Genomic DNA, 14,647 nt, shown 5'->3' with positions numbered 1-14,647 from the left:
GCGAGCATAATATCAGCGATGCAAAATAATGAGATTAGGTCAATGCTCTGCGTATTTTTCTTAACAATCACGGCAAATATGATTTTTTTATATGTCAGAGCATATACAGACTTTTTGAGAAAAGCAAAAAATCTGAGCTTAATTTTTAGTAACACAGATTGTGTTATTAAAAACATGAGGCAATCAATTTATAGGTCCATTACTCAAAATGAATCACTTTTGCTGAGGCAAGGAAATGCAACAGCAGATAAAAAAATAGGAATAAATAATGAACACTTTATCGCAATGTTTTTTAAAGCAATGGCTAATCGCGAAGGCTATGAAGCAAGATCTAAAACAGCAAGTCTATTCAAGGCAAGATTTTATTAATCCCACTAAAATGCAGGATATTTTTCCTGTTGGATAAAATTCAATTTTGATTATTGAGAATGATTGAAACTCGAAATTCTAATTTTATAAATAATTTGATTTAAACATATTTTCATTAGGGAACTTTTATGACGTCACCACATTTTTTTATAAAGTTATTTGTATTGGTAAACAGTGCTACATTAGTCACTATTCCAACTCTAGCAAAAGCGGAAATCGTGTCATGGGGCAATGCAGATACAAATTTAGGTAAACTTACGGTATCAGGATGGGTGAGGGCGAATTATCAGGATAAAGATTATTCTGATAATGACCACAAATTAAAATTTAATGCAGCCAAAATTGACTTGAAATATGATGCAAAACAATTTTATGGAAATGTGGAGTATCGTTGTTATCAAGGAGATACTTTGTGTGATTTTTCAACACTCGTGAACGCGAATTTAGGATATAAATTGACTGCTGATAGTCGAATCACGGTTGGTCTACAAGACATGCCTTTTGGTATTAGTCGATTTTGGACGAGCAGTTGGTATGGTAGTTCTCTGGATAATGTAGGGCTAGAAGACACTCATAATCTAGGGATAAATTGGCAGCAACAACTTGGACAAAATACTCGCTTAGATTTGGCTTATTTTGCTCGAGATGGGGGAAATTATGGAGGTCTTGGGGACGCTGCTCGCTATTCTGCAAACTATGTTAAGCCTGATAATCCAAGTCTCGATGATACGATTAAAGAAAAAAATATGTGGGTGGCTAGAGTTAATCAAAAAATTCCACTAGATAGTTCTCCAATAAAACTGAATGTAGGAGGATCTTATTGGTATTCCGATTTAGAAAACAACAATGGACGAACAGGTCATCGAAATGCATGGAATGTTTTTAGTCATTTAAATTATCAAAAGGCAAATTTGACAGTGACAGCTGGACAGAATCGCGCCAAGAATGAATCTTTGGTTGAACCAAACTATACAACAGTAGGTTCATTCGAATCAAAATATTATGTGGCGAACAAAGCTAATTATTATGTCGCAAATTTTGATTATCACATTGATGATTTTTATAAAGACTATGATTTATCACCCTATATCAGCTATGCAGTGTTTGATAAAGATCAATCAGGTTTTGCGACATCTTTCCGAACTATTTTGGGGGCTCAATTGGATATTCATCAGTTTTCGTTAGTTACTGAATATATCATTGGCAAAAATGATGTATTTATTGGGGGAGATGCGAATTCTTTGGCTAAAGGGGATTTTGCTGGGAATAGTAAGTTGTTGAATTTATTGTTTATCTATAAATTCTAATTTTAAAGTTATAAACTTATTTTTAATATAAGCCAACAAAAATAATCCTTCTGCCTAAATCCTTTAGGGAGAAGGCGCTTTCAATATCTAAATGTCTCACTGTTCATACTTATCTTAATTCATAATAGCTCAACAAAAAAACATCTATAAACAGATACTTTTTGTTCAGAGCTTCGCAATTGATTAACTTTAAAACGTTATACATCTCTGAAAAATTATAAATTGGTTCTCTTTAACTCACCCAAAGTGGCTCTCGTCTCTTATTGCTAAAAGTGCAAAATTGGATCAATGACCTGCATCTCATCAACCATATGATCGAGATACTAAGATTTACCATTTATGAATGAAAAATAATGAGGTATGACATGAGTAGTAAGCACATTTCAATAAATACACGTAAACAACAAGCAACACCTCGAGGTGTTGGTGTGATGTGTCAATGGTATGCTGAAAAAGCTGAAAATGCGACGATCTGGGACATGGAGGGTAATCAATTTATTGATTTCGCTGGTGGAATCGGTGTATTAAATACAGGGCATCGCCATCCCAAAGTTATTAGTGCTGTTACTGAACAACTATCAAAATTCACCCATACCGCATATCAAGTTGTACCTTATGAAAGTTATGTCTCTCTTGCTGAGCATATCAATGAACGTGCACCAATTAATGGCAAGGCAAAATGTGCATTCTTTTCAACAGGGGCAGAAGCTGTAGAGAATGCAATAAAAATCGCCCGTTCATTCACTCAGCGTCATGGCATTATTACTTTTAGCAATGCTTTTCATGGTCGTTCATTTATGACCATGGCAATGACAGGTAAGACCGCGCCTTATAAAAGTGACTTTGGTTTAATGCCTGGAGGCGTGTTTCATGCACGTTATCCATCCGAGTTGAAAGGTATAACGGTAGATGATGCGATTCGAAGCATTGAAGATATTTTTGCAGAGGATATTGCTGCACATGATGTTGCAGCGATCGTACTTGAGCCTGTACAAGGCGAAGGCGGTTTTAACGTAGTGCCTGCTGAATTTTTAAAGCGTTTACGTTCCTTGTGTGACCTACACGGTATTTTACTGATCGCTGATGAAGTGCAGTCTGGTTTTGCGCGTACAGGTAAATTATTTGCGATGAACCACTATGAAACGAAAGCAGATTTAATCACCATGGCAAAAAGTCTGGGTGGTGGTTTTCCAATTTCTGGTATTGTAGGGCGAGCGGATGTCATGGACGCTCCAAATCCTGGTGGGCTAGGTGGGACTTATGCAGGAAGCCCAATAGGTGTGGCTGCAGCACTTGCTGTTCTAGATGTGATTGAAAGTGAAGACTTGTGTAATCGTGCAAATGTATTAGGGGCAGAGTTAGTTGCACTTCTAAATACGATTAAAGCGACAACACACATGATTACAGATATTCGTGCACTTGGATCCATGATTGCAGTTGAATTAGAGACAGCTGAACAAGCCAAAATCATACAAAGTTATGCAATGGAAAATGGTTTATTGATTTTGACTTGTGGTCGTCATGGTAATGCGATTCGTTTCTTATATCCATTAACGATTCCTGCTACACAATTTAGCCAAGCATTGAATATTTTAAAACAAGGATTTGCAAACTTAATTGCATCATAAGCAAAAGGACTTGAAATGCTTCAAAATCACTTAAGATATTTATTACAGCATTCAGATGTTTGTTTCGAAATGCCTAAAGATGGCTGTTATATCGAAGTCAAAGATGCTGCAACACATCAATCATTAGCATGGGTAAAAGCTCACAATCGTGAGGCTGTAGAGGACGTTATTACGCGTTCACAAACAGCACAAACGACTTGGAAAGCTCAAACAGCATTACAGCGCGCGGATATACTTTGGAATTGGTATAAATTAATCATAGATAATCAAGAGCATTTAGCGCAGATATTAACTGCTGAACAAGGTAAACCTTTGGCAGAGGCACGAGGTGAAATTGCTTATGCAGCATCGTTTATTCGATGGTTTGCAGAGCAAGCGCGCCGTATTGACGGTAATGTGCTTACACCTACGCAATCACATCAACGTTTATTGGTTATTAAACAGGCTATTGGTGTGACTGCAGCAATAACTCCTTGGAATTTTCCAGCAGCAATGATTACACGAAAAGCAGCTCCTGCTTTAGCCGCAGGTTGCTCTATGATCGTGAAGCCTGCTGAGCAAACGCCTTTAACTGCCTATGCTTTGGAAGTTTTAGCAGTTCAGGCAGGTTTACCACAAGATGTATTACTTCATATCAGTGGTGATGCGATTGAAGTTGGTAAAATGCTGTGTGAAAGTGCCACTGTAAAAAAACTCAGCTTTACAGGTTCGACACAAGTGGGGCGTATTTTAATGCAACAATGCGCACCAACAATTAAAAAATTGTCCCTTGAATTAGGCGGCAACGCCCCAGTTCTGGTTTTTGATGATGCAAATCTTGAACAAGCTGTTCAAGGTATTATGCAGAGCAAATTCCGTAATAGTGGTCAAACTTGTGTGTGCGCAAATCGTATTTATGTACAAGAGGGGATATATGATCAATTGGCTGAAAAATTAACTGAAGCTGTCGCAAAGTTAAAAGTTGGTGATGGTCGCCTTGAGGGTTCAACCCAAGGTCCATTGATTGATGAGAAAGCTGTTGCTAAGGTGCAATCTCATATTCAGGATGCACTCAGTAAAGGTGCCAAGATAAAAGTGGGTGGGCAACGTTCAGTTATAGGTGGAACTTTTTTTGAACCTACTGTTTTGACTGAAGTGACTCAGGATATGGATGTAGCAAAGGAGGAAACCTTTGGTCCTTTAGCGCCATTGTTCCGCTTTAGTCATGAAGAACAAGCTGTGGCGATGGCGAATGATACTGAGTTTGGATTAGCAAGTTACTTATTTACGCAGAATACTGCACGTCAATGGCGTGTGGGTGAAGCACTTGAGTACGGTATGGTCGGGATAAATACGGGTCTTATTTCAAATGAAGTTGCACCATTTGGTGGGATTAAGCAATCAGGTTTGGGACGTGAAGGTTCTCAGTTTGGGATTGATGAATACCTCGAAATGAAATATTTCTGTGTAGATTTATCGGTATAAGCAATTTTTATAGTAGACCTCTTTCATAAATCAAAAATGATTATGTTGAACCAATTACATGGGTTTCGATTTATTCCAAGTCATGACTTGGAATAATCCCAACTTAAAGCAAATACAAATTGAAATCATGGACTCTATAAATTTTTGTGTCCACATCATATATAAAATCATCACGATAAAGAACAAATCATACTAATTTTCATATGACCATTGTTTGCAATCAACTCTTGTTCAGCTGTAGCAATGAGACGAAAGTAAGTGTCCATCTTTTTATCAGTCATTTTTTTTCTTTAAAAATTGAATTCAATTTGGTTTGATTTTAAAAAGAGATCAAGCCAATAGCACTTATTTCTTAATTACATTTTTGCAATACACTAAAGCTTAATAGGTCTAGAAAAATGATCAGTGATTATGAAAGAATAGCATCTTTCATGTGATATATATCTAATTGATCATGCTTATGCACTATTCAGTTAATATTATTTGATATGAAAATTAGAATTTTATTTCTAAAGGGTTGAGATTATAAATATTTTATTAACTACCACTTACGGTATCTTAATTTAGAATCACAACAATAAAATTTAAAAAACTCTCATCAAAATTCAAAAATTAAGGATTAATTCATGAGTAAAATTGAATCTAGCCCTAAATTAGGGACTTTAAGCGCAGATTGTGTAAGAAATTTTACTGTCCATTTTAGACGTCCATATGAAATTGGTCGACCTTCTGATCGATATCATGGAGAGTTTGGGTTTGATTGGGTGCGTGATGAATATATCTATCCTTTGCTTAATATAGAAGGGAAAAAAGATACGGTTCTAATCGTTCCCAACTACAGTTCACTTTATCAAGTTATGTATAGTAATATGGATAGTACTTATCATCTTAAAGATAATTTTTCATATTTCCCATCTTGGCTCTATTTTTTTGCTTCAAATTATAAAGGAATATATGGCAGTGAGGAAATAAATAAAGATGGTGTATGTTTAGATATAGAAATTCATCAGCAATTTACTGACAAAAATGACCAAGGACTGATTGATGAAAAAGAACCTCTGACAGATAATGGAACTATTCTAAAGTTTCAGGCTTCGAGTAAGTTCATCACACTATCAACATTTAATAATAATCAAAATGCTCAGACAGTATTTGAAAATGAAAATAGTATTGAATATAAACCCTTATGTGAACCTTTAAGTAGCTTTATCAACACAAAACGAGAATTTAAAAAACTAGATGCTCGTGAAGACATAACAACAGTTAATGGTGAAACTGTTAAAAAAATTGTAGAAACCAATAGATATAGTTATAAAAAAAATAATGCAATTACAATTCGTTGTTCGGGTGCAGTATTAAAAAAGAATGAATACATTAAAGTTATCGCATCACGAAATGGATGTCCGGATAAAGAGGTTGGGGTGATATATATTGGTCAAAATTCTGCGATCAGCGTCATTAGTATGGTTGAAGTTGATGTTAAAGTTAAAGGAGAAATTTTAGAAAAACCCAAAAACTATGAGTGGGAACTTAAAAACAGATATTTTAATCAATCTCTGATGGTATTTAAGGTTGTGAAAAGAGAGCTTTTTGATTTAGATTTATTGTCAAAAACAGACCCAGAAGTCCGAAGTTTTGTAAAAAAATGGTGGGAAGATGAGATAAAGAGTAAATATGGCATCAAATATTTGGAAAATATAACTGGTGAAAATGAAATTAAGGAAAATAATTTAAAAAGAAAGAAAAAGTTTAATCTAACTGAGGCTATTTATACAGAGTTTATTAGAGAGTTAAAAGAACTCTATTGGCGTAAAATGTGGGTAGAATTTCGATCGCCATATAGTGATTTAGAAAGAAGAACATTTATTTTTTTCACACCGATTCGTATGAGAGCTGTACCACCTGAAAATCGAAATGATAACTGGGGTGGAATCTCAGGAAGTGCAAGTTTTAAAGCTTATCCAAGTCTAAACTATTTTAAAGGAGAACTTTCTAGTCAAGATGAATTTGATAATGCTATTGTTTTCTTTAAAGATGGTGTTGAACAAGGCTTTTTGGAAACGTATGCCCATGAGCTTGGTCATGCATTAGGATTAACGCATATTTTTGAATATGGGGAATTATTTGAATCATATCAGGGGTATACAGATAATTTAATGGATTATGACTACACCACAAGTAATGCTATATCTAAGTTTAAAAATAGAGTAAATATATTATCTAAATATCAAATTGATAATATTCGTCTAAATCAACGTATTACAGGTATATTATGGATTTGGGTCGGAAAAGAGGCTAATTATTGAATTGTAAAGAAACACAAACAGGCTTATTTTTCCTCATAAGCCTGTTTTAAATTAGTTTGATTTATTCCAGGTCATTATTTTAAATAATCCAAACATAAAGCAAATCCAGATTGGAATTAAAATGACGGACTCTTTAAAGCCTTGTGTCCACATGATATATAAAATCATCACGATAAAAGTCAGGACGAGATAATTACTGAAAGGCGAAAATAACGCAGGGAATTTAGTCTGAGTACCTTCTATCTGAGCTATTTTTTTAAACTTTAAATGGGTAAAACTGATAATTGCCCAATTTAAAACCAACGCAGCAACAGCCATATACATAAGATGGCTCAATGCTTGTTCTGGTATAAAATAATTCAGCAAAACGCAACCAAAAATAAGGACAGAAGAGAATACCACCGCAGGCACGGGTACGCCTTGTTGCGTTACTTTGGCAAAAATCGCAGGTGCATTGCCTTGAATAGCAAGTCCGTGGAGCATACGGCTATTGGCGTACATACCACTGTTATAAACAGAAAGTGCTGCGGTCAAAATAATAAAATTGAGCAGATGAGCTGCCCATTCAATACCAAGCTGACTAAAAATCATCACAAATGGACTTTTGTCCAAACCACCCAAATCAAGTTGATTCCATGGAATCAAAGACATGATGATGGCAAGAGAAGCGATATAAAAGATTATAATTCTAAAAATCACTTGATTGATGGCTTTAGGAATACTTTTCTCAGGATTTTCTGCTTCAGCAGCAGTCATACCAATCAATTCAATACCACCAAAGGCAAACATTAAAAAGGCAAGCATATAAAATAATCCTGAAAATCCATGCGGGAAAAACCCGCCGTGCTGCCATAGGTTATTAAAACTTGCTGTTGAATCTGCGCCTGCTGTAAGTAATAAGTATAATCCAAACACAATCATTGAAATGACGGCAGTCACTTTGATAATGGCTAACCAAAATTCAGATTCACCATAAAACTTAACATTGCCTAAATTAAAGCCTGTAACCACGATAAAGAAAAATAAAGTGGATACCCATGCAGGTATATGTGGCCACCAATAATGGATGTATTTGGCGATCGCGGTGAGTTCAGTCATCGCGACTAAAATATAGACGACCCAATAATTCCAGCCAGATAAAAAGCCTGGAAATCTTCCCCAATATTTCTGTGAAAAATAACTAAAAGAACCAGCCACTGGTTCTTCTACAATCATTTCCCCCATTTGACGCATAATTAAAAATGCAATCAAACCCACGATGGCATAGCCCAAAATAATCGAAGGTCCAGCAGATTGGATGACTTGTGCAGAACCTAAAAATAGTCCAGTACCCACAGCGCCACCCATAGCGATCAATTGGATATGACGATTTTTAAGTCCACGTTTTAATTGGGGAGAAGATTGGTTCAAAATACAATGCGCTGACTAAAAACGGGTATTGTAATAGATTGACTATGGATCGCCTAGTTTGAAATGACGATTAAAGCAGTGTCTTGAAATAATTCTAGAAACGCTGATGATAGAAAAGAACATGTTTAAAGATTTAACCGAGCTGATTAGAAGTGTCTTGTACTTTAGTGTCTAAAGTTAAAACATAACAATGATCGATGATTTCTTTATTTTTATTGAAATAGATCTCTTGGTTTGGTCAAAAATTGAGTAGAAACGACCTTTGATTTATAAGGTATTGCATAAAATTAAAATGATTAAAAAACCTACTTTCGTAAGCGTTCTAATGAGTTAAATGGAACATTTAAATTTAAATGTTCCACATGGGACTAAGCGCTTTCGACCTTTGATTTCGCACCCCAACTTAGAATAACTCATCTAACAATATGTAATAACGAATTTTGTCATAGTCTGGCGTCATACCTAGTTCATCAAATAATATGTCAGGGTTAAAGTCAGGATAAGCAATACCAGAGTAAACACCAGAAAAGTTATGCTTCAAGCTACGATAACACAGAGCAATATCTTGATAACGATCAGCGATACCGCTTCGACCTAAATCAATTAGTGCACTAATATTTTCTTGATCAATAAAAATATTGGGTAAACAAAAATCTCCATGTGAAAAAACTAAATCTTCTTTAGGACGATGCTCATTTAGCCAGGATAAAAGCGCTTCAGGAGATTGAAAACCAGAATCTCCATAGGTACCTACTTCCGCATCCTCAATACTATATTTTTTATGAAGTACATTTTGCTCAGCAATTTTGAGTTTATGGTCCAAAGATAGGTCATAAGGGCAGTTTTGAATGGGTACTGCCCATAACATTTTTAAACATTGGGCTAAAATTTTGACCAACTGTTGAGGATGACTGAGCCAGTAACCTGAACATGCGAATTCACCTTTTGCACGACTCATCAATAAATAGCTAAATTCTTGATCTTGAATGGACAGAAGAACTTCAGGTACAGGTAACTTATTGGCTAACCAGCCTAACATGGTATGTTCATGATTAGATTCAGCTTGATGTGCTTCTACTTTTAACACCATGTCTTCATAGAGCAGAATATTGGCATTGGACATCCCAATATCATCAATCTTCGCTTGTTTCTGTCCTATTTGTTCTTGAATACTTAGAGGTAGTTTTTCATATTCAATTGGCATACTCGTTTCCACTTAAATATATACTTTCGATGAATTTAATTTTCATACTAACTGGATTAGGTTGTAAATGTTAATTAAATCATGACTTGTATGTGTGATTAGGGGCTGTAGACATTTCATAAATGGCTTGCGTTGTAGGTTAAAATTGAGCAGGTATGAGGAGTGTACTCCGCAAGGAAATGAAGAGAATAGCGAGACTATTTTTGAGTTTCATAACGTAGCCTGAGATAATTTTAACTACAACCCTGAGCAAGAACAAAGCACTGCTTTGTTTGCAGCGCAAGGCGCAGCGGGGACTAGCGTGTTTTTTGTCGCTTCATCGTTCCCTTGCGAAACAGTGTTTCTCATCATTTAGAATGAGTAAATTTCGTATTTCGCGCCTAGAATCGCCTAAAAAACACACCTAGTCGCAAACATAGACGAATTGTCCACAGACCCTAAAGTATTTCTTAGAAAAATGAATTAGCTTTTGACGATGCAATATACAAAGTCTAAGTAGATCTGTTAATTGTTTAGGGGGACGACGGACACATACACGTACATAAGTGCAGCTACATATATTGGATATATAGCTGTAATAATAAAAAATCTCCGTCCTGATTGAGAACAGGATCACCTCAAAAAAACACCAAAATAACACAAAGTAGCGATGAAATGCGCTTATTCAAATCGTTCAGTTACTCGATGATTTAATTTTTACAGGAACAGGTAAATGCAGCACCACTTGTGCATCCTCAACAACATCTAAGCGTAAGATGGTGGATGCATCTAATTCATTTAATAACTGACTTAGTGGTCCGCCATGACGAATCAATTTAACATGTTTTGGCAAGAGTTTTTGAGTGAATGAAAGTGTGTTGGTCAAAACCTGAGTTTGCTGCCATTGATGATCAACTTGATGCAACATCGTTGTTTTACTGATTCGAGATTCTGGTTTTAGTTTCTTTAATTTCGGCGTTGTTGTCGTTAAACTAAGATCTGGTTGACCTATAGTATCTGTGAGATGTGCATGGATTGTCGATGTATTGATATTGACATGAATTTCAGTCAGCCATTTAGGAAGTTGATAGCCATGTACTCCTCTGATACGTGCAATTTCAGTATCTACAGGGAGCGCGACAACATGAGCATAGAAATGGCGTTGACGCATGGAACGGAATAATTCTAAGGCATGTGAACCTTTTGCTTGTGGTTGGCGTACAACAATTGCGACTGAAACTTCGTTATATGGGTCATTATCACAAACATCATAATGGAAAAATGTCAGTGCCACTAAGCCATAACCAGGGAATGCTTGCAGTGGCTCTAATGGTTGTGGAAGTTTGTTTCTGAGTTGTTGAATGGGTGCCAACATTAAAAGTTGAACATTAGAACTCTTATAATAGAAATTCGGCGCCCAAACCAGTCCGACTCTTGATGCTATTTGCTTCTTAGGAATTTTTCGAAAAAAATCGATATTTCCAACAGTAGCGTCTTAAGCGACTTGATCCAAATCGGGATTCATCCTAAAGCGATCATAATATCCACCTGATGGGACTTTGACCTTATATTGTCCAAATTCAACTTCAGTAAACTGCTTATCAGTATTCATTTTAGTTAACCTTTACATGGGAAGCAGGACTAAACCATATGGATTGAGTGGCTTAGAGCTTGATGTAATCACTATAAGTTTGAAGTGGACTTTAAGGTCAAGTCGAAAAATATAAAAAATAAATATGCTTGGGAAGCATGTTGCAAGATTGTAAGATGGAGACCTTTTTTAAAACTGAAATTTAAAAATAAATTGATAGCGATCAAGGCTCAAACATAAAACCGTTATTTTCAACTGATTTTTTGATTTACATTTTTACTATCAGGCGATAACTAAAAGTGTTGACCATCAAGTTTACTTTAATCTTAGTATTGAAATGTAATCCAACAATTCATTTCCAATGGGAATGGGATTTGTACGCATTGATTAAAACATAGATCAACAATTGAAATGTAAATCTCAAACGGGAGAAATAAGCATGGCATATGTTACAACAAAAGATGGTGTGGAAATTTTCTATAAAGATTGGGGACCGAAAGATGCACAAGTTTTGTTTTTTCATCACGGATGGCCGCTTAGCTCGGATGATTGGGATGCACAATTATTGTTCTTTTTAAATGAAGGCTTCCGAGTCGTTGCCCATGACCGTCGAGGACATGGGCGATCAAGTCAGGTTTGGGATGGGCATGATATGGATCATTATGCGGATGATGTCGCAGAAGTTGTTAAGCATTTGCGAATTAAAAATGCTGTGCATATCGGACATTCGACTGGCGGTGGAGAGGTTGCACACTATATTGCTCGACATGGAGAGGAGAATGTTGCTAAAGCCGTCTTGGTCAGTGCAGTACCACCATTAATGTTAAAAACAGAAAATAATCCAAACGGTTTAGCTAAAGAAGTTTTTGATGATTTACAAAGTCAGTTATTTAAAAACCGTGCGCAGTTTTATTACGATTTACCAGCCGGTCCTTTCTACGGATTTAATCGTCCAAATAGCAAAAGGTTAGAGCCTGTGATTTTAAATTGGTGGCGTCAAGGTATGATGGGAGGTGCAAAAGCACACTATGATGGCATCGTGGCTTTTTCCCAAACAGACTTTACGGAAGACCTTAAAAAAATTTCAGTGCCAGTTTTGGTCATGCATGGCGATGATGATCAGATCGTACCCTATGAAAACTCAGGTGTTCTTTCTGCGAAACTGGTTCAAAATGGTACATTAAAAACCTATGAAGGTTACTCACATGGCATGTTGACCATTAATGCTGATGTGATCAATCCAGATCTTTTAGCATTTATTCGTGCTTAATCAAATCGACATGAATTTAAAATAGAGGCAGTGATGTCTCTATTTTTTGCTCGGTTGATGTAGTAAGGAGAAGAATAATCTCATCTAAAATTTAATTTAAGTATTTGAAATTATTTTTAATTTAATTTTTAGTCTGATTTTTAAGTGCATTATTTAATATATTAAATTTCATTGATAAAAACACACAATATTTGATCTCAATTTTGCGGCTCGTAATACAATAAAAAGGAAGTATTAATGTATGCTTTGTTTATTTTTTGTTCATATTGGGGCATTCAGTTATTTGCTAAGAAATAGCATGATTTTTATACATTAATAAGTAATCTATTCAATTCATTGAGCTTTTTAACTTGTTTATTAAAACTTCAATCTAAAGTCAAAATCACTTGAATTATGCTTGTTTACAGCTCAGTTACAAAAAAATAATAATTTAATTAAAACTGAAAAATCAATTTAATGATTATTTAAGATATTAAAAAATATAAATAAATAATTGATCTCAAAAATTGATAGTTTTGCTAGGAATCGTATCTCTTTCTTTAAAAAGTGTGACATTGTTTACATTTTTGTCTGAGTGTGCATAATACACATCGACCAACACTAATCATTTTTGTTTGTATAGGACACTTGGTATGAAAAAGATTTTTTTAGCGGCATCAGTTGCAGTTTTAGGGGTTTCTAGTGCTTTTGCAGCAGATGGTACAATTACAATTAACGGTTTAGTTACTGATAAAACTTGTGACATCGTTACACCACAAGGTAAAGACTTTACAGTAAGCCTTCCAACTGTATCTAAGCAAACACTTGCTAAAACTGGTAATGTTGCTGGTCGTACTCCTTTCACAATCAACTTAGCAAACTGTTCAGAAGGTAAAGTTGCAACTTACTTCGAACCAGGTTCAACTGTTGACTTCGGTACTGGTCGTTTAAACAACCAAAATGCAACTGCAAACGGTGCTAAAAACGTTCAAGTTCAACTTTTAGGTTCTAACAACCAATTCATTCCAGTACTTGCTGCTGGTGCTTCTGGTGCGCAAACGAACTCTCAATGGGTAGACGTTGCTGATAAAGGTTCAGCTGATCTTAACTACTATGCTGAATACTATGCAACTGACGCTGCTGCTGCTGGTAAAGTTACAACTTCAGTTCAATATACTATTATCTATCAATAATTTTTATTGAATTGTGCAGAGCTAAAGTGGGTTAGCCCACTTAGCTCTTTTACTTTATTTTAGGTAGAGATAATCGTTATGTTCTTGAATCATTCCTTTTTTAAAAAAGGTTTACTGGCACTTTTAATTCCGTTTGGTGCAGCAAATGCTGAAATCATTATTCATGGTACACGTGTGATTTATCCATCTGATTCACGTGAAATTACCTTACAAGTGAGTAATAACGGAAATAATCCTGCATTGGTTCAAGCATGGATTGATGAGGGTGATGCTAAATCTACACCTGATCAATCAAAAGCACCTTTTATGATTGCACCACCAATTTCACGGGTAGAAGCAAAAAAAGGACAGTCTTTACGTATTAGCAGTATGCCTAAAGCAAATGAATTAAGTAAAACTCAAGAAACGTTGTTTTGGTTGAATATTTTGGATATTCCACCGAAGCCTTCCGCTAAAGATCAAAATGTTGTGCCAGAGAACTTTTTACAACTCGCGATTCGTTCACGTATTAAGTTTTTCTATCGTCCGAGCGGAATTAAAGAAGATGCTGCTTTAGCACCTGAAAAGTTGCAATGGAGCAGTAATGGGACACAGTTGGCAATTAAAAACCCGACGCCATTTTATATTACCTTGACTTCGATTATGCAAGATCAGTCAGGTAAACGCGTTGATTTACTTGCTGAAGGTTTAATGTTGAAACCGTTTTCTGATGGAACTGTGAACTTAAAAGGTTCGAATGTCGCAAAAATGACTTTCACCACAATCAATGATTATGGTGGTCGTGTAGAGCGCAATATTAAATTGCCTTAAATTGGCAAGGCTTTAAATTTCACTGTGATGCGTCATTTAAAGCACCTTTGAATAATGATGAAACACCTTTAATCATTCCATTTAACTGAGAGTAAGCGAATTAAAAACCTATTCATTTGTCAATAGGCAGACTTCTT

At 35.6% G+C, this 14,647-nt stretch carries 10 protein-coding genes and 1 pseudogene; 8 read left to right on the top strand and 3 right to left on the bottom strand.

Features of this window, described 5'->3' with window-relative positions:
• Positions 1–18 precede the first annotated feature (18 nt).
• From I9192_RS14500 to I9192_RS14480, 5 genes are all read left to right on the top strand, one after another.
• A complete protein-coding gene (locus I9192_RS14500) occupies positions 19–369 on the top strand; it encodes a hypothetical protein (RefSeq protein WP_171066814.1) in 351 nt (116 codons plus the stop codon).
• A gap of 128 nt (positions 370–497) precedes the next feature.
• On the top strand, positions 498–1,676 hold the full coding sequence (locus I9192_RS14495) for a hypothetical protein (RefSeq protein ID WP_200149874.1): 1,179 nt from the start codon (positions 498–500) through the stop codon (positions 1,674–1,676).
• Positions 1,677–2,041: 365 nt separating this feature from the next.
• Complete coding sequence (gene gabT, locus I9192_RS14490; RefSeq protein WP_004829039.1) at positions 2,042–3,304, top strand: 4-aminobutyrate--2-oxoglutarate transaminase; 1,263 nt, start codon at positions 2,042–2,044, stop codon at positions 3,302–3,304.
• Positions 3,305–3,319: 15 nt separating this feature from the next.
• Positions 3,320–4,768: an NAD-dependent succinate-semialdehyde dehydrogenase gene (locus I9192_RS14485; RefSeq protein WP_004829037.1), complete on the top strand. Its 1,449-nt coding sequence runs from the start codon at positions 3,320–3,322 to the stop codon at positions 4,766–4,768.
• A 626-nt stretch (positions 4,769–5,394) separates the two neighbouring features.
• Entirely contained in the window at positions 5,395–7,074 is a 1,680-nt protein-coding gene (locus I9192_RS14480) for a zinc metalloprotease (RefSeq protein WP_200149873.1), read from the top strand.
• 51 nt (positions 7,075–7,125) lie between these two features.
• Here I9192_RS14480 and I9192_RS14475 read toward each other — a convergent pair whose 3' ends face one another.
• The 3 genes and pseudogenes from I9192_RS14475 to I9192_RS14465 all read right to left on the bottom strand — a co-directional run bounded on the left by I9192_RS14475 (position 7,126) and on the right by I9192_RS14465 (position 11,279).
• The gene (locus tag I9192_RS14475; RefSeq protein ID WP_200149872.1) at positions 7,126–8,484 is read right to left on the bottom strand and encodes an amino acid permease; all 1,359 of its coding nucleotides are present in this window, start codon (positions 8,482–8,484) and stop codon (positions 7,126–7,128) included.
• Between the two features lie 403 nt (positions 8,485–8,887).
• Positions 8,888–9,688, bottom strand: a complete 801-nt coding sequence (locus I9192_RS14470; RefSeq protein ID WP_200149871.1) for an APH(3') family aminoglycoside O-phosphotransferase — start codon at positions 9,686–9,688, stop codon at positions 8,888–8,890.
• Positions 9,689–10,361: 673 nt separating this feature from the next.
• Positions 10,362–11,279: pseudogene (locus I9192_RS14465) on the bottom strand (acetoacetate decarboxylase family protein).
• A 418-nt stretch (positions 11,280–11,697) separates the two neighbouring features.
• On the opposite strand from I9192_RS14465, the gene I9192_RS14460 reads away from it, so the two are divergent.
• The 3 genes from I9192_RS14460 (at position 11,698) to I9192_RS14450 (ending at position 14,510) form a co-directional block, all read left to right on the top strand.
• The gene (locus I9192_RS14460; RefSeq protein ID WP_005032559.1) at positions 11,698–12,528 is read left to right on the top strand and encodes an alpha/beta fold hydrolase; all 831 of its coding nucleotides are present in this window, start codon (positions 11,698–11,700) and stop codon (positions 12,526–12,528) included.
• A gap of 632 nt (positions 12,529–13,160) precedes the next feature.
• Positions 13,161–13,700, top strand: coding sequence for a fimbrial protein (locus I9192_RS14455; protein WP_004829026.1), 540 nt, complete (start codon positions 13,161–13,163; stop codon positions 13,698–13,700).
• Between the two features lie 78 nt (positions 13,701–13,778).
• Complete coding sequence (locus I9192_RS14450) at positions 13,779–14,510, top strand: fimbrial biogenesis chaperone (RefSeq protein ID WP_004829024.1); 732 nt, start codon at positions 13,779–13,781, stop codon at positions 14,508–14,510.
• Positions 14,511–14,647 lie beyond the last annotated feature (137 nt).

This window comes from Acinetobacter bereziniae, from assembly GCF_016576965.1.
Lineage (GTDB): Bacteria > Pseudomonadota > Gammaproteobacteria > Pseudomonadales > Moraxellaceae > Acinetobacter > Acinetobacter bereziniae.
Note: the sequence above shows the minus strand (reverse complement) of the source record. Positions and strands in the feature narration are given on the sequence as shown.

Coding starts and splice junctions, on each gene's coding strand:
- gabT (WP_004829039.1), top strand. CDS start 2,042: ATGAGTAGTAAGCACATTTCAATAAATACACGTAAACAACAAGCAACA.
- I9192_RS14495 (WP_200149874.1), top strand. CDS start 498: ATGACGTCACCACATTTTTTTATAAAGTTATTTGTATTGGTAAACAGT.
- I9192_RS14470 (WP_200149871.1), bottom strand. CDS start 9,688: ATGCCAATTGAATATGAAAAACTACCTCTAAGTATTCAAGAACAAATA.
- I9192_RS14460 (WP_005032559.1), top strand. CDS start 11,698: ATGGCATATGTTACAACAAAAGATGGTGTGGAAATTTTCTATAAAGAT.
- I9192_RS14500 (WP_171066814.1), top strand. CDS start 19: ATGCAAAATAATGAGATTAGGTCAATGCTCTGCGTATTTTTCTTAACA.
- I9192_RS14480 (WP_200149873.1), top strand. CDS start 5,395: ATGAGTAAAATTGAATCTAGCCCTAAATTAGGGACTTTAAGCGCAGAT.
- I9192_RS14455 (WP_004829026.1), top strand. CDS start 13,161: ATGAAAAAGATTTTTTTAGCGGCATCAGTTGCAGTTTTAGGGGTTTCT.
- I9192_RS14450 (WP_004829024.1), top strand. CDS start 13,779: ATGTTCTTGAATCATTCCTTTTTTAAAAAAGGTTTACTGGCACTTTTA.
- I9192_RS14485 (WP_004829037.1), top strand. CDS start 3,320: ATGCTTCAAAATCACTTAAGATATTTATTACAGCATTCAGATGTTTGT.